This window comes from Paraburkholderia sediminicola (assembly GCF_046027825.1).
Taxonomy (GTDB): domain Bacteria; phylum Pseudomonadota; class Gammaproteobacteria; order Burkholderiales; family Burkholderiaceae; genus Paraburkholderia; species Paraburkholderia sediminicola_D.
Genome location: NZ_JAQQDU010000026.1, coordinates 68,011 through 83,696, shown reverse-complemented (window position 1 = coordinate 83,696; position 15,686 = coordinate 68,011). Strand labels below are relative to the sequence as shown.

General features: G+C 63.4%; 15 protein-coding genes. 4 read left to right on the top strand and 11 right to left on the bottom strand.

Annotated features, from left to right (window positions below):
* The first annotated feature begins 67 nt into the window (after positions 1-67).
* Positions 68-1,183 carry a hypothetical protein gene (locus tag PQQ96_RS16505; RefSeq protein ID WP_408293659.1) on the top strand — a complete coding sequence of 372 codons (1,116 nt, stop codon included), beginning with the start codon at positions 68-70 and terminating at the stop codon, positions 1,181-1,183.
* An 82-nt stretch (positions 1,184-1,265) separates the two neighbouring features.
* Here PQQ96_RS16505 and PQQ96_RS16500 read toward each other — a convergent pair whose 3' ends face one another.
* The gene (locus tag PQQ96_RS16500) at positions 1,266-3,719 is read right to left on the bottom strand and encodes a glycogen/starch/alpha-glucan phosphorylase (RefSeq protein WP_408293656.1); all 2,454 of its coding nucleotides are present in this window, start codon (positions 3,717-3,719) and stop codon (positions 1,266-1,268) included.
* A 737-nt stretch (positions 3,720-4,456) separates the two neighbouring features.
* Between PQQ96_RS16500 and PQQ96_RS16495 the strand changes: the two genes are divergently transcribed.
* Entirely contained in the window at positions 4,457-5,824 is a 1,368-nt protein-coding gene (locus tag PQQ96_RS16495; protein ID WP_408293704.1) for an MFS transporter, read from the top strand.
* A gap of 143 nt (positions 5,825-5,967) precedes the next feature.
* On the opposite strand, the gene ltaE is transcribed toward PQQ96_RS16495, so the two are convergent.
* The 3 genes from ltaE to PQQ96_RS16480 form a co-directional block, all read right to left on the bottom strand.
* Positions 5,968-6,975 (bottom strand): low-specificity L-threonine aldolase, encoded by a 1,008-nt coding sequence (ltaE, locus tag PQQ96_RS16490; RefSeq protein ID WP_408293653.1) that lies wholly within the window; start codon positions 6,973-6,975, stop codon positions 5,968-5,970.
* A gap of 35 nt (positions 6,976-7,010) precedes the next feature.
* The gene (locus tag PQQ96_RS16485; RefSeq protein WP_408293650.1) at positions 7,011-7,775 is read right to left on the bottom strand and encodes a peptidoglycan DD-metalloendopeptidase family protein; all 765 of its coding nucleotides are present in this window, start codon (positions 7,773-7,775) and stop codon (positions 7,011-7,013) included.
* Positions 7,776-7,927: 152 nt separating this feature from the next.
* On the bottom strand, positions 7,928-8,239 hold the full coding sequence (locus PQQ96_RS16480; protein ID WP_408293648.1) for a cupin domain-containing protein: 312 nt from the start codon (positions 8,237-8,239) through the stop codon (positions 7,928-7,930).
* Positions 8,240-8,488: 249 nt separating this feature from the next.
* Between PQQ96_RS16480 and PQQ96_RS16475 the strand changes: the two genes are divergently transcribed.
* A complete protein-coding gene (locus tag PQQ96_RS16475; RefSeq protein WP_035555954.1) occupies positions 8,489-8,809 on the top strand; it encodes a hypothetical protein in 321 nt (106 codons plus the stop codon).
* A 167-nt stretch (positions 8,810-8,976) separates the two neighbouring features.
* Complete coding sequence (locus PQQ96_RS16470; protein WP_408293646.1) at positions 8,977-9,741, top strand: DUF2968 domain-containing protein; 765 nt, start codon at positions 8,977-8,979, stop codon at positions 9,739-9,741.
* A 143-nt stretch (positions 9,742-9,884) separates the two neighbouring features.
* Here the strand turns inward: PQQ96_RS16470 and PQQ96_RS16465 are convergent, their stop codons facing one another.
* The 7 genes from PQQ96_RS16465 to PQQ96_RS16435 form a co-directional block, all read right to left on the bottom strand.
* Positions 9,885-10,202 (bottom strand): DUF4148 domain-containing protein, encoded by a 318-nt coding sequence (locus PQQ96_RS16465; protein ID WP_408293644.1) that lies wholly within the window; start codon positions 10,200-10,202, stop codon positions 9,885-9,887.
* A gap of 265 nt (positions 10,203-10,467) precedes the next feature.
* Positions 10,468-11,877, bottom strand: a complete 1,410-nt coding sequence (gene gnd / locus PQQ96_RS16460) for an NADP-dependent phosphogluconate dehydrogenase (protein WP_408293641.1) — start codon at positions 11,875-11,877, stop codon at positions 10,468-10,470.
* Between the two features lie 233 nt (positions 11,878-12,110).
* A complete protein-coding gene (locus PQQ96_RS16455; RefSeq protein ID WP_408293638.1) occupies positions 12,111-12,761 on the bottom strand; it encodes a DUF938 domain-containing protein in 651 nt (216 codons plus the stop codon).
* Between the two features lie 12 nt (positions 12,762-12,773).
* Positions 12,774-13,379 (bottom strand): pyridoxamine 5'-phosphate oxidase family protein, encoded by a 606-nt coding sequence (locus tag PQQ96_RS16450; protein WP_408293635.1) that lies wholly within the window; start codon positions 13,377-13,379, stop codon positions 12,774-12,776.
* A gap of 173 nt (positions 13,380-13,552) precedes the next feature.
* On the bottom strand, positions 13,553-14,422 hold the full coding sequence (locus PQQ96_RS16445) for an NAD-dependent protein deacetylase (protein WP_408293632.1): 870 nt from the start codon (positions 14,420-14,422) through the stop codon (positions 13,553-13,555).
* Positions 14,423-14,470: 48 nt separating this feature from the next.
* Positions 14,471-14,683, bottom strand: coding sequence for an oxidoreductase-like domain-containing protein (locus PQQ96_RS16440; RefSeq protein ID WP_408293629.1), 213 nt, complete (start codon positions 14,681-14,683; stop codon positions 14,471-14,473).
* Positions 14,684-14,762: 79 nt separating this feature from the next.
* Positions 14,763-15,527, bottom strand: coding sequence for an SDR family oxidoreductase (locus PQQ96_RS16435; protein WP_408293627.1), 765 nt, complete (start codon positions 15,525-15,527; stop codon positions 14,763-14,765).
* Positions 15,528-15,686: the final 159 nt, after the last annotated feature.

Here is a 15,686-nt window from a genome sequence, read left to right as displayed (position 1 = left end):
TGTCCAACCCGCAGCCCACGATGCATCGCCTTCGCCAGGGACCCGCCTTTTTGTAAAGCGTGATCCTATGTTCCTGTCGTCTCTCGATGCCGCGCGCCGGCATGCCGGTCTTCATTCCCGTCTCCGGTTTCGTCTCCAATTTCGTCGTTCAGCCGCTGCGGCGCTGGTCGCAGCCGGCGCGCTTGGCGCGCTGACCGGCTGCTCCGTCACCTTCCCCACCCCCACGCCGCCGGCGCCCAATGCCGCGCTGATCAATGGCGGCAACGACGGCCTGCTGATTCCGCTGCACGTGGAGCGCGCCGACGAAGATCACGCCCGCCTCGGCCTGCCGGTTCAGCTCGACGGCAAGCCTGTGTACATGGCGCTCGACACCGGGACGCAAGGCACGCGCGTGTTGAAATCAGTGCTGCCGGGTTCGAACTATGCGAGCGCCGGTGGCGCGACGTCGTTGTCATTCGCGAACGGTGTGGAGATTCTCGGCTCGGGGGTCAAGGTACCGTTTGGCCTCGCCGGCACCACCCCAACCCCGATCGCCGTGCAGGCGGTGGACGTTGTGCGTTGCCTGCCGAACGCGCGGAAGTGCGTCGGCATGGACGGCTACACCGGTGAATTCGGCTGGGCGTTTTCCGGCATCGTCGGCGTCGGCGCCGCGCAGCCGGACGACAACAGCTACACGCAACCGTTGCGCGCATTACCCGGCAACATTGGCCAAAAATATCTGGTGCATTCGAACTTCGCGAAACCGTATATGGTGTTAAGCCCCTCAAGCGCCATCACGAAGGACTACACCATGGTGCCGATGACCATCTCGAAAGACGGCACGGCGCAATGGCCGCGCGGCTGCGTGAATGTGGGCGACAAGATGACCTTCTGCGCGCCGCTGGTGTTCGCCACGGGCAGCACCGGCATGATCCGCATCGAAATGGACAAAGCGCCCAACTGGACCGGTGACGGCGATGTTGGCAATGTGCTCGATCAGGGCAACTATGCGACGGCCATCGGCACCGGCCCATGGGTGCACCGTTACGAGAAGGCACAAGTCACGATCGTCAAGGCGAAACCGGACGCGAGCCGCATCGTGGTCGGTTTGATGGCGATGCAGAATATCGACGTGCTGTTCGACTTCCCACGCGGGCAGCTCGGTTTGCACGCAGAGCAGGAGAGCGAACGATTCGCCCCGTGATAATCATGGATCAATAAGAAAGGCCGAGCGAAAATTTCCGCTCGGCCTTTTTCATTTGAGCAAGCGCCACGAAGGCGCCGCCTCACTCCATGCTGAGCGGATTCACGTGCCAGATATGGCGCGCATATTCGCCGATCGTGCGGTCCGACGAAAACCGCCCCATGCCCGCGACGTTCTCAATCGCACTCTCAGCCCACGCGCGCTTGTCGACAAACAGCGCATCCACCTCATCCTGCGCTTTTGAAAACGCGGCGAAATCGGCAAGCACCATATAGTGATCGCCCCAATCCACCAAAGTGTGGAAGATATCCGAGAAGCGCAGTGGATCGTCCGGCGAGAAGAAGCCCGTGCGAATCTGGTCGAGCGCCATACGCAGTTCCGGATTCTCCTCGTACACTTGCCGCGGCCGGTAACCGGTGGCGCGCAGGCTGTCCACCTCGTCAGCGGTATGGCCGAAGATAAAGATGTTGTCGCGCCCCACTGCGTCGCAGATCTCGATGTTCGCGCCGTCCATCGTGCCGATCGTCAATGCGCCGTTCAGCGCGAGCTTCATGTTGCCGGTGCCTGATGCTTCGGTGCCGGCCATCGAAATCTGTTCGGACAGGTCGGCCGCCGGAATGATCAACTCGGCCACGCTTACGCCGTAGTTCGGCACGAACACCACCTTGAGGCGATCGCCGATCAACGGATCATGATTGACCTTCTCGCTGACGTCGCCGATCAGCTTGATGATCGTCTTCGCCATGCGATACGCAGAGGCGGCCTTGCCGGCGAACATCACCACGCGTGGCACCCAATCGCGCTCAGGGTTTGCGCGAATCTGGTTGTAGCGCACGATCACGTGCAGCACGTTCAGCAACTGCCGCTTGTATTCATGAATGCGCTTGACCTGCAGGTCGAACAACGCATCGGGATCGAAGTGCAGTTTCGTGTGATGCGCGAGCCGCTGCACGAGCCGCAGCTTGTTCTGCCGCTTCGCTTCGCGGAAAGCGTCGATAAACGCGCTGTCGTTGCGCAGCGTGCGCAGTTGTTCCAGCTCGAGCAGATTGCTGCGCCAATGCGTGCCGATCTGCTGATCGATCAGCGACGACAGCGACGGATTCGCCTGCGCCAGCCAGCGCCGTGGCGTGATGCCGTTGGTGACGTTGGTGAAACGGTCCGGATAGATGCGCGCGAAGTCGGCGAAGATATCGCGCGTCATCAGTTGCGAATGCAGCTTCGATACGCCATTCACCTTGTGACTCGCGACGATCGCCAGATACGCCATCCGCACACGCCGCTGGCCATACTCGTCGACCAGCGAAATGCGGCGGATCATCTCGCCGTCATGTCCCGATTGTTCGCTGACATGCTTGAGAAAGCCCGCATTGATCTCGAAGATGATCTCCAGATGCCGCGGCAAAAGGCGCGCGAGCATTTCGACATCCCACGTTTCGAGCGCTTCGGGCATCAAGGTGTGGTTCGTGTACGAGAAGATCTTCGTGACGTGCTGCCATGCCTTGTCCCACGGCTGATGATGAACATCCACCAGCAAACGCATCAGCTCCGGAATCGCCAGCACCGGGTGCGTATCGTTCAGATGCACCGCGACCTTTTCGGAGAAGCGCCCGAACGTGCTGTGCGTGCGCTGATAGCGGCGAATCAGATCCTGCATCGTCGCGGAAACAAAGAAGTACTCCTGACGCAACCGCAGTTCGCGGCCGGCCGGCGTCGAATCGTCCGGATAGAGCAGCCGCGACACGTTCTCCGACATGTTCTTGGTGTCGACCGCATTGCGGTAGTCGCCGCGGTTGAACGCGCCGAGGTCGAGTTCTTCGGTGGCGCGCGCGGACCACAGGCGCAGCGTGTTCGTCGCACTGGTCGCGTAACCGGGAATCACCGTGTCGTAGGCCGTGGCGTTCACATGTTCGGTGTCGATCCACTCGACATGCTCGCCACGCTGCACCGTGCGGCCGCCAAAATGCACCATGTACTTGATCTCGGGCCGCGGAAACTCCCACGGATTGCCCGCGCGCAGCCAGTAGTCCGGCGCTTCGACCTGCTCGCCATCGACGATCTCCTGGCGGAACATGCCGTATTCGTAGCGGATCCCGTAGCCGAAGCCCGGAATACCGAGCGTCGCCATCGAATCGAGAAAACAGGCGGCGAGCCGCCCGAGACCACCATTACCAAGCGCCGCGTCCGGCTCGATACTGACCAACATGTCCATATCGACGCCGAGACTCGCGAGCGCTTCCTTCATCTGATCGTGGATGCCGAGCGCGAGCAACGCGTTCGTAAACGTGCGGCCGATCAGGAATTCCATCGACAGGTAGTAGACGCGTTTGACGTCCTGTTCGTACTGCAGGCGCGTGGTCTTCATCCAGCGCGCGACCAGCCGGTCGCGCACGGCGAGCGCCGCGGCGTGCAGCCAGTCATGCGGGTGCGCGGTGACGGCGTCCTTGCCGACGCCGTACATCATGCGATTGGAAATTGAGCGCCGTAGCGCGTCGACGGTACTGTTGAGCTGGTCGAATTCCAGATCGACGGCTGTCATCGAAGCCTCCGGAAAAAAACGACGCGACATACGCGAACCGCATAGATGACGGACGGGAGGCGCGTGTCGGTCAGGCGGGTTAACAAACAGAGTACGACATTTTACGACCCGCGGACACCGGCGAGCACGAGCGGGGGCGCACGCACATGCCATGCCCGCCGGTACACGGCGCTTCGCGGCTGTTGCGCACGGGCGCGGTGCAAACGCGGCCTGGACGCGGCACTGCGCACGTGCATCGGCCCACAAAACAGGCAAACAAATGACGGGCAGCGAAGAGCGCCTACATAGGAGACACAGCACGATTATTCTTTTCGACGTGTGACTAGCCGATGAATGCGTTGGCCGGAACGCGTGGTCAAATCAGCGCGCCCCGTCTGCTGAACCGTTTTGCCGAAGGGCTGTGGCAACGCGGTAGGCGCACCGGTTCGAAGACGCCGCGCGGACTTGACCGTTAGTTGCCTTTTATACTCCCGATAAAGCGCCCCGCCCTGCTGAGCGCTCAGCACGATTTCCACGTCTCTGTAACAATCACTTCATTCGCCGCGCGCACCGCCCTGACTGCTGAACTCAGGCCGCGCGCCGTCCACTTCACACAACCCTGCCGCTTGCGCGCCGCGCGGTCCCTCCGACCCGCCCGGCGCTGCGGCATGTCTAACCCGACGAGCCACGCCTTGTCCGACAAACCCAGCGCCACCGGTGGCGCCACGCTCGATCAGACCTTGCCAGCGGACGGTCCGATGTCCGCCGCCAACCGCCGCGCGATGGCCGCCATCATGCTGGCGGTTGCGCTCGCCACGCTGGATACCGCGATCGCCAACACGGCCCTGCCCGCCATTGCTGCGGATCTGCACGCGGCGCCTGCGGCGTCGGTGTGGATCATCAACGCTTACCAGCTCGCGATGGTCGCGACACTGCTGCCGCTCGCGGCGCTCGGCGATATCGTCGGGCATCGCAGGATTTACATTGGCGGCATAGCGCTGTTCACGCTGGCCTCGCTGGCGTGCTCGCTCGCTTCGACGCTGCCGCTGCTGGCCGCCGCACGCGTGCTGCAGGGTCTCGGCGCGAGCGCGATCATGAGCGTCAACACGGCGCTGATCCGCTATCTGTATCCGCCGCATCGGCTCGGACGGGGTCTCGGCACTAACGCGCTGATCGTCGGGGTGTCGTTCGCGGTCGGCCCGACGGTGGCGTCGCTGATTCTGTCCGTTGCCGCATGGCCGTGGCTGTTCGCGGTCAACGTGCCGCTCGGTCTGCTGGCACTGGCCTTCGCGTGGCCCGCGCTGCCGCACACCGAGCGCGGCAAACACAACTTCGACCCGGTTGCGGCGCTCCTCAACGTGATCACCTTCGCCGCGCTGATCTTCGCGCTCGGCGAGGCGGCCCAGCGCGTCTCGACGCAACTCGTGCTGAGCGCGGCCGCGATCGCCGTAGTCTTCGGCGTGTTGCTGATTCGCCGTGAAGCCGGCCATCCCGCACCGATGCTGCCGGTCGATCTGTTCAAGCGGCCGGTGTTTGCCTTGTCGGCGGTGACCGCGGTGTGCTCGTTTGCCGCGCAAGGGCTGGCGTTCGTATCGCTGCCTTTCTACTTCGAGGACGTGCTGCATCGCAGCCAGGTCGAGACCGGCTTTCTGATGACGCCGTGGCCCGTGGTGGTCGCATTGGCCGCGCCGCTGGCGGGCAGTCTTTCCGACCGCTATCCGCCGGGCTTGCTTGGTGCGATCGGTCTTGCGGTAATGTCGGCGGGGATGGCGTCGCTGGCGTTATTGCCGGTGCATCCGCATGTGCTCGATATCGGCATCCGGATGGCAATTTGCGGCGCGGGCTTCGGCTTCTTCCAGTCGCCCAACCTGAAGGCGTTGATGGCGAGCGCGCCGCCCGAGCGCAGCGGCGGCGCCAGCGGCATCGTCGCGACTGCCCGGCTGCTCGGGCAGACTACCGGCGCGGCGCTGGTCGCGCTGAGCTTCGGCATCGCCGGCCGGCACGGACCGACTCTCGCGCTCAGCACCGGCGCCTTCTTTGCCGGCGCGGCGAGCCTCGCAAGCGGACTGCGGCTGTTCGCGCCGTCGCACCGCGCGGGCGTGCACGCGAAAGCGTCGGCGGAATAAATAAAGCGGGCGCACTGCTGTGGCAGTGCGCCCGCTTTTCCTTGCCAGCATGTCGACCAGGGTGCTTCGAACTCAGCCCTTCGATCCCGGCCATCCCACTCGGATGTTCAATCCAAAGTTCTCAGCACCGCTGTTCCGATCAATCAATGCGCGGCGAAATACCCCTTCACTGCGGCGATAAACGTATCGATATCCGCACGCGACACATCCTTGTGCGTGACGAATCGCGACGCATACAGCATCTGCGTAAGGATGCCGCGCTCCTTGAGCCACGCTTCGAGCGGCGCGCAATGCTGCTGCGGAAACTGCGCGAACACCATATTGGTCGCGATCGACTGCACCTTGACGTGATCGATCGCTTCCAGACCGGCCGCCAGATGCGCGGCGTTCGCGTGATCGTCAGCAAGACGTTCAACGTTGTGATCCAGCGCGTACAGGCAAGCCGCCGCCAGCACGCCGGCCTGACGCATGCCGCCGCCCAGCACCTTGCGCCAGCGATGCGCCACGTCGATCAGCGCCTGGCTGCCGACCAAGACCGAGCCGACCGGCGCGCCCAGACCCTTGGAAAAACAGATCGAGATCGAATCGAACGGTTCGCACAGCGCCGCGACCGGCTTGCCCGACGCAACCGCCGCGTTGTAAACCCGCGCGCCGTCGAGGTGAGCCGATAACCCGCGCTGACGGGCCAGTTGCACCGCCTCGTCGACGTAACCCGCCGGCAGCACCTTGCCGCCGATGGTGTTTTCCAGCGCCAGCAGCCGCGTGCGCGCGAAGTGGTTGTCGATTGGCTTGATCGCGGCGGCGATCTTCTCGAGCGGAATCGAACCGTCGGCGGCATTCTCGAGCGGCTGCGGCTGAATGCTGCCGAGCACCGCCGCGCCGCCGCCTTCGTACTTATAGGTGTGCGCCAACTGGCCGACGATGTATTCGTCGCCACGCGCGCAATGCGCCATTAACGCCGCCAGATTGCTTTGCGTGCCGCTCGGGAAGAACAGGCCGGCTTCCTTGCCGGCGCGCTCCGCGACCGTTGCCTGCAGACGCAGCACGGTTGGGTCGTCGCCCCAGACGTCGTCGCCTACTTCGGCGGCCGACATCGCCGCGAGCATGGCCGGGGTCGGACGGGTTACGGTGTCGCTGCGCAAATCGATCATGGTGAGAGCCTTGTGTGTCCCTGTTTGTGTCAACTTTAGCCGCCCGACTTCGGCAGCCACGCGAGCGGATCGACCGGCTGGCCGTTCTGGCGGACTTCGAACTGGATCGACGCCACGCCCCGGCTATCCACGCCGACTTCGCCGATGGTTTGTCCTTGCGCGACAGCGTCGCCTTCCTTGACCAGCAGCGTGCTGTTCTGTCCGTAAGCGGTAATCAGCGAGTCGTCGTGCTTGATGATGATAAGCGGACCGTACGCCTCGATACCCGTGCCGGCGTAGACCACCCGGCCAGTCGCGGCCGCCTTGACCGGATCGCCCGGATGGCCGCCGATCACAATACCGTTCGACTTGCCCGGCGCAAAGGTTTTCAAAATGGGGCCATGCAACGGCCACAGCAGCACGCCTTGCTGCGCAACGCCGGCGGCACCGGGCGTCGCGGTCGAACCATTCTGATTGGCAACATTGACTGGCGGTGTCACCACACTACCCGACGCCATCGGCGGGGCCACCCGCAACACCTGCCCGGAATTGATCGTCGAATTCGACGCGAGGCCGTTCCACGCCGCGATCTCCTGCGGCTTACGGCCATACGCCGACGCGATGCCCGCGAGGGTGTCACCCGGATTGGCCCGGTAGTAACCGGCCGGCACCGGGACCGTGGCAAGGGTAGTCGGGCGGGACGGCGCGCTGCTGTAGAACGGCGTGCTATCCCACGGCATCGACGTACAGCCGCTGAACATCACGCCGAACGTGGCTGCGATCAGCAACCGGGTCGCCGTGAATTGCCATTGTCTTGTCATGTGATTTTCCTCGACACTTTGATTCAATCGGATTCAATCAGCCCGAAGCATGTGCCGTGCCGCCCGGCGCGAGCGCTACGGTGCTTGTCCGCTTATCCATTATGCTGCCATGCGGACCGGCAACGGAATCGCCACGGTATCGGGCTGGAACGTCAAACGCTGTCTTCGGCCTCGACCACCAGAATGCGCGCGACGCCGATCGGATGCGCGACATGTTCGGTGCCCACCGACGCGTAGAACACATCGCCCGTTTCCAGAATGGCCGACTGTTCGACGCCGCCTTCGCGATATCGCATCTCCACGCGGCCGTCGAGCACGGCGAACACTTCCTCGCCGTCGTTGACATGCCACTTGTACGGCTGATCGGTCCAATGCAGGCGCGTCGTGATGCCGCCCATGTTGGCGATATCGAGCGCGCCCCACGGACGTGTCGCGGTGAAGCTCTTGCTGCGAATGATCTTCATGGTGAATAGCAGGTTGAGAAGCGTACGCTGTCGACGCGTTATCCGTGCCGCATACCGAACCAGCCGGCCCGTCAGGATCACGCGTTCCGGCTGGCCCCATTATAGGGGTTGTGGCTGGCACGACCGCTGGCACGGGGCCGTACGACTGCATTCGTGTGATTATTGAATCCTTTCAACCCTCGCCTATACTCAGTCATGCTGCCGCAACGCGCCGTAAGTAAAACGCCTGGATTCTGCGAGGAGTTGGGGATGAACAAAGCCACCTTTCTGGCCGTGCAACTCAACGTGGACGATGTTGCGGCGTCCCCCGGTTTAGTCGAGTTGCTGAACACGCATCTGGTTTTCGCGGCAGACGTAGCCGAAGCTGCCGACGCACTGGTCCAGTTGGCCAGCATCGCGGGATTGTCGAGCGGCGTCGAAGCCAGCGTCGAGATTCCCGCTCTCGCGATCGAACGGCTGCGCGAGGCGCTCGACAATCTCAGCGGTTACGACGAATCGTGGTTGCTTGCCCTGGAACCAAGCCGCGCGCTGTTCGATGAAATAGGCCGCCGGCATCGCTCCCTGCATTAAAGCTGCGCTCGCGGAGACACATCCGCACTGCCGCGCACCCCGGCGCTCACTCGTAAGCGCCGCCGGTCCGCCACTTTTCGCTCACCGCTTGAACCGCCAGATGGTCCGGCATGCTTGACCGTCGGCGCCGTCTGAAGGTTTCGGGCGAGTCAACCGGAGGAACCGCCGTGAAAAGTCTCCTGAACCGCCGCAGCGTGCTGGCAGGCCCATCGCATCTCGTGCAGGTCGCGCGAGAGAGTGCCGCAGATCCCGTATCGCCCGACGACAGCGAGGACGCGGCGCAGGCCGCGGCGGCCGGCGTCACGCCCGCTGCGGCCTCTGCGACACCGGCCGCCCCAGCCGCGGAGCCGGCGCGGCCGGTGACGACGTTACGGCCGGTCCCGGTGGTGCCCTCGCAGGTCAGCGCGCGCGGCGTGCAGATGGCCGACACCGCCGAAATCGAATGGCTGGCCGAAGAAGAAGCGCTGACGCCGTTCCGTGTGTTCCGCAACTTCGACTATTCGGTCAGCCTGCTGTTCCACGCGAAGGAACTGGCGTACTACGTCGCGCTGTATCAGGACGGCTCGCTGTGGCGCGCACTCAAAGCCGCCGACCTCGAAGCCGCGGAAGCGGCCTTCCATCACTTCGAGGATCAGGCGACGCGGCTCTCGGAGGGCGAAACGCGCCGCGCGCAACTCGAGGCGCAGAACGAACAGCTCGCACGCATGATTGCACGCTCCGAGGCCCAGGCCGAACGGCTGCGTACGGATCTGCAACGGCGCGCCGCGCAGGAACAGACAGTGTCGAACCGGCAGCATCAGGTGCGCAAGGATGTATCGCAACTGGAAGCGCAACGCGTGGCCGCGCAGGCGCATCTGAACAAGGCACATCGGCAGATTCACCAGCTCAATCTGACCAGCAACGAAGGGATTCCGCATTTGCCGAGCCGTTGATGCGTGCTTTGAAATTGCAGTAACGGCGAGGCCGAGCCGTAAACGACAAAACGCCGCCCGGCAGTTCCGGGCGGCGTTTTCTTCTTTTCTTCACTACTTGCCGCCAATCAGCCACGCGGCATTTCCATCAGCTTCGGCGCGAATTAGTTGCCGAAGTAGACCGAGTTACGGTCGTTGCTGCTTACCGGACGGCCGGCTTGCGAGCTGCCTGCGATCGGTGCGCCGTAGCCGCTGTTCACAGCTTCAGCGGTGCCGTTCTGTGCGTCAACGCGAGCTTGTGCGGCTTGCAGGTTAGCCGGGTAGTCGACATGATCGCCGATCGGGTTGTAGCCGGCCTTTTCGAGTTGCACCAGTTGAGCGCGGACTTCAGCGCGCGTCACGGGTTGGTTCGATTGAGCGAACGAAGCAACGGGAGCAACCAGAGCGGCGGCGACGACAACTGCAGAGATAAGAGTCTTCATGATGTAAACCTCCAGAACTTGTAGTTAATGCGCTTTGGACTTGTTGTCCGTAACGCTTAAGTAGAAGTTTAGGAGCGTCGACATCTAGGGGAAACCCCTAAAACGACGAAACACTATTTCGATTTTCGAAACAGTAGACGGGCTGGGGTAACTCCACACTACCTGTCTAATAGCTTTCAGCAATAATTGCCCATCTCGATTCCAATCGACCGCGCGGCCCGGTGCGCCTTACGGCAAGCGCGCGCCGGACCGCGATTCAAACGCCTTAGCTCCAGTTCGCGTGGAAGCTGCCCGGCTTGTCGATACGCTCGAACGTATGCGCGCCGAAGAAGTCGCGCTGTGCCTGCACGAGGTTCGCCGGCAGGCGTTCCGAACGATACGCATCGAAATACGCCACGGCCGACGCGAATGCCGGCACCGGCACGCCCGCATTGATCGCGGCAATCACGACCTCGCGCAACGCCGACTGATAGTTCTTCGCGATGTCGCGGAAGTACGGATCGAGCAGCAGATTGGCGATCGCCTTGTCTTTCGTATAGGCGTCCGTGATCTTCTGCAGGAAGCGGGCGCGGATGATACAGCCGGCGCGGAAAATCTTCGCGATCGTGCCGTAGTCCAGATCCCACTTGTACTCTTCCGAGGCCGCCCGCAATTGCGCGAAGCCTTGTGCGTACGAAATCACCTTGCTGAAGTACAACGCGCGGCGCACCGATTCGATGAACGCGTCACGCTCGGCGCCAAGCGGCTTGGCCGCCGGTCCTTCCAGCACCTTGCTCGCGGCCACGCGCTGAGTCTTCAACGACGACAGCACCCGCGCGAACACGGCTTCCGTAATCAGCGGCAGCGGTGCGCCGAGGTCGAGCGCGTTCTGGCTGGTCCACTTGCCCGTGCCCTTCTGCGCAGCGCGATCGAGGATCACATCGACCAGGTCCTTGCCGGTTTCCTCGTCTTTCTTGCCGAAAATCTTCGAGGTGATTTCGATCAGATAGCTGTCGAGTTCACCCTGATTCCATTCGGTGTAGACCTTGCCCAACTCTTCGTTCGACAGGCCGACGACCTGCTTGAGCACCGCGTAGCTCTCGGCGATCAGTTGCATGTCGCCGTATTCGATGCCGTTATGCACCATCTTCACGAAGTGGCCCGCGCCGTCCGGTCCCATGTAGGCGACGCACGGCTCGCCGTCCGGCGCCTTGGCGGCGATTTCGGTGAGGATCGGGGCGACGAGGTCGTAGGCGTCGCGCTGGCCGCCCGGCATGATCGACGGGCCTTTCAGTGCGCCCTCTTCGCCGCCCGACACGCCCGTGCCGATGAAATGCAGGCCGGCTTTTGCCAGTTCCTGATTGCGGCGGATGGTGTCGGTGAAATGCGTATTGCCGCCGTCGATCAGGATGTCGCCCTTGTCCAGCAGCGGCTTGAGCGACGCGATGGTGGCATCGGTCGGCTCGCCTGCCTTGACCATCAGCAGAATGCGGCGCGGTTTTTCCAGCGACTCCACGAATTCTTCCAGCGTGAAGGCCGGTACCAGCTTCTTGTCCGGATATTCGGCGATGAGTTCGTCGGTTTTCTCGCGGCTACGGTTGTACACCGACACCGCATGGCCGCGGCTTTCGATGTTGAGCGCCAGATTGCGGCCCATGACCGCCAGCCCCACCACGCCGATTGCCTGTTTGCCCATGTGAATTCTCCAGAGTCCAAAAAATGTCGAGACGTCGCGCCGGAAGGAACGTCGGCGGGACGTCGAGGGTGAAAGGATAAAAGAAATGCCGGCTTGCCGCTCGCTGGCGCTCATTGACGCCGGGCGAACGGGGCTTTCCACTGCGTGCTGCGCTGCACGAGACACGTTATGCGGCGCTGGATGAGGTGCTTTATTACGCACCGCACGACGCGCTGCACGTAAGCAAACGTCTGTCAGACCCGCGCCGCGTCCAGGCGTTTCCTGAAAATCAGGCTGAAATTGTTGGCCGGCATCGCGATCGGCTCGTCGCACACGAGTCCGACCGATGCGCCTAACGCTACCACGGCCTCCATATCACGCACGCCCCATGCAGGGTCGCGGCTGCGCAATTGTTGATCGAACGCATCGTTGCTCGGGGAGGTTTGCGCGCCACCGCGTTTGTACGGACCGTACAGATACAGTACACCGCCAACGGCCAAATGGCGGCTCGCACCGGCGAACAGCGCCTGCGTCGCGCTCCACGGCGAGATGTGAATCATGTTGATGCAGACCACGGCGTCGAACTGATCGAGCTTACCGTCCGTATGCACGCCCCAATCCGCCTGATGCACGTCGAGAGCGAGCGGTGCGCGCACGTTCGCCAGCCCTTCATGCGCGACCCACGCGGCAATCGACGCACGCGCATCCGCATCGAGATCGCTCGGTTGCCAGTCAAGCCCAGGCAACGCGCGGGCGAAGCAGATAGCGTGCTGGCCTGTGCCGCTCGCGATTTCCAGCACGCGGCCGGTGGCGGGCAGCACCTCGCGCAATACAGCCAGGATCGGTTCTCGATTGCGCTCGGTGGACGGCGAGTGTTGCCGCAGCGCCGGATGGGAATCAGTCATGTTCAGTTTGTTTCAATACAGGGCCGTGCGCACGCGTTCGGCGAGTTCACGGTCATAGGTCACGGCGTCGAAACCCGCCCCGTTGATGCGCCGATGGATCTCGCCTGCGGTCGGCAGGCTCGAACGTTCGACGTGGCGCGCCGGGTCCCACAGTTTCGAGCGCACGAACGCCTTCGAGCAATGAAAGTACACCGCGTCAACATCGATCAGCAGCACGGTGCGCGGCAGTTTACCTTCGACGGCGAAACTGTCCAGCATTTCCGGATCGGTGGAAATGCGGCCGCGCCCGTTCACGCGCAAACTTTCGCCGACGCCCGGAATGATGAACAGCAGCGCCAGATGCGGCTCGGCGATGATATTGCGCAGACTGTCGATGCGATTGTTGCCGATGCGGTCCGGCAGCGCGAGCGTGCGTTCGTCGATTACGCGCACGAAACCCGGCGAGTCGCCGCGCGGCGAACAGTCGAGGCCTTCAGGGCCGGCGGTCGCGAGCACGACGAAGGGCGCGACTTCGATGAACGCGCGGTAGTCTTCGTTGACGTAGGGAATCTCTTTCTTCACTGCGCGTTCGTGGGGCTGACCGTAGATTGCTTCGAGCTGTTCGATCGTCGTCAACATCGGCGTTCCTTTTTTGCGGGGCGGTTGTTTTTCGTGAGAGCGGCGCTGCGTGGGAATGGGATTATCGGCGATTTACGCGGGCCGCGCCGGAGGCGCTTGCAAGCAGCGGGTCGCAAGATTCAAGCGAGCGGCTGCGGGCGGCCGGCTGCGGACGAGCGCCTTGGGCGCCCCACTCAATCCAGCGCAAGACGGCCTGCCAGCGCGGTCAGCGTGTCGGCACAGGGCGCGGCGATTTTCAGCGACAGCAGCGCATCGGCGCGCGTGCGCCCCAGATTGATCGCGACGATCGGCTTGCCCTGCTTCTGTGCCCACACGCAGAAGCGGTAGCCCGAATAGACCATCAACGACGAGCCGACCACCAACACCGCGTCCGCCGCATCGAGCGCATGCGAAGCCGCTTCGACTCGCTCGCGCGGCACACTTTCGCCGAAAAACACCACCGAAGGCTTCAACAAACCGCCGCAGTTGGTGCACGCCGGAATCCGGAAAGATTCGAGATCGTGCCACTCCAGATGCGCATCGCCGTCGGCGGCCGTTTCGGCGGTGACGTTCAGCAACGCGGGATTGTCGGCTTCGAGTGTCTGCTGGATCGACGCGCGCGAGTGCTGCATCCCGCAGTCCAGACACGTCACGCCGTCGATGCCGCCATGCAGTTCGATCACGTCGCGGCTGCCCGCCCGTTGGTGCAAACCGTCGACGTTCTGCGTGACGAGCGTCGGCACATGGCCCGCCGCCTCGAGCCGGGCCAAGGCGGTATGCGCGGCATTCGGCTGGGCGTCGGCCACCACCGGCCAGCCGACCATGCTGCGTGCCCAATAGCGCTGGCGCATCGCGGCCGTGCCGAGAAATTCCTGCAGCGTGATCGGGGGCGAGCGCTTCCATTCGCCGTTGTCGTCGCGATAGCCGGGAATGCCGGAGTCGGTGCTGATGCCCGCGCCGGTCAGCACGAACAGACGCGGATAACGCTGCACGAAGGTATGCAAGTCGTCCAGCGTGTGCGATTCGTTGATGGGTTCGATGGGCGCGGGCTGAAGGTCGGTCATGACGGGGACAGGATGAGTGCGGGCTTGGCGTAAAACCCGAAACGCCGTTCAGCGGCGCGTGCGCGGTTTGCTCGGCCGCGCTTGCGCCCGCTGCGCCGCCTGCCGCGCTTGCCATTCAGCGAGCGCCAACTGGTAGCGCTCGAGCGCTTCATCGTAGAGATCGAAGACACACGGATTGCAGCCGCTATGACAACAGTCGTCGAGGTCGGGCTGCACGGGCGGCACCGGCTGTGGGTCGTCCCTGGGTGTGGCTCGAGGCACGGTGAATCGATTTCAGAAAAGGCGGGAAGCGCTCAGTATAAGTTGATCTCCCGCGACGCGCCCGCGCCCGCCCCCGCGCTCAGCCCCTGCCGACGAACGGCATCTTGGTCGCCATGATGGTCATGAACTGCACATTCGCCGACAGCGGCAATTCGGCCATATGCAGCACCGCGTCGGCGACGTGCTGCACATCCATCAACGGCTCGACCGCGATTTCGCCGTTCGCCTGCGGCACGCCACGCGCCATCCGCTCGGCCATTTCCGTTGCGGCATTGCCGATGTCGATCTGCCCGCACACGATGTCGTACTTGCGGCCGTCGAGCGAAACCGCTTTCGTGATGCCGGTAATCGCGTGCTTGGTCGCCGTGTAGGCAATGCTGTTCGGCCGCGGCGCATGCGCGGAAATCGAGCCATTGTTGATGATGCGGCCGCCCCGCGGCGTCTGCGTTTTCATCAGACCGAAGGCGGCACGTGTGCAGAGAAACACGCCAGTGAGATTGGTGTCGACCACGGAGCGCCATTCGTCGATATCGAGTTCGTCGATATCGACGGGCGAGCCGCCGCGTCCCGCGTTATTGAACAGCACGTCGAGCCGGCCGCGCCGTTTGCGGATCGTGTCGAACAGCGCGGCGACGCTGTCGGCGTCCGTCACGTCACAGGCCACGGCGAGCGCGTCGCCGCCCAGTTGCTGCGCTTCTTCGACCACGGCGTCGAGCGCGGCCTGGCGGCGGCCGGCAAGGACGACGCTATAGCCGTGTTCCAGCAATTTAAGCGCACAGGCCCGGCCGATGCCGCTGCCCGCGCCGGTCACCAGCGCCACCTTCTTGATTCCCGTTTCTGTCACAGTGCGTCTCCTGCTCCGTTTCCTTGGCCCTAGCACCATACAACAGCGGATCGCCCATCACAAATGCGATGTCGCGGCCGTCGCGAAGCATGATCTCTTTCAGCATGCTTTCATTACTTCTGGTTACCGTCCGCAACAGCGTCGAACGATGCATCGATG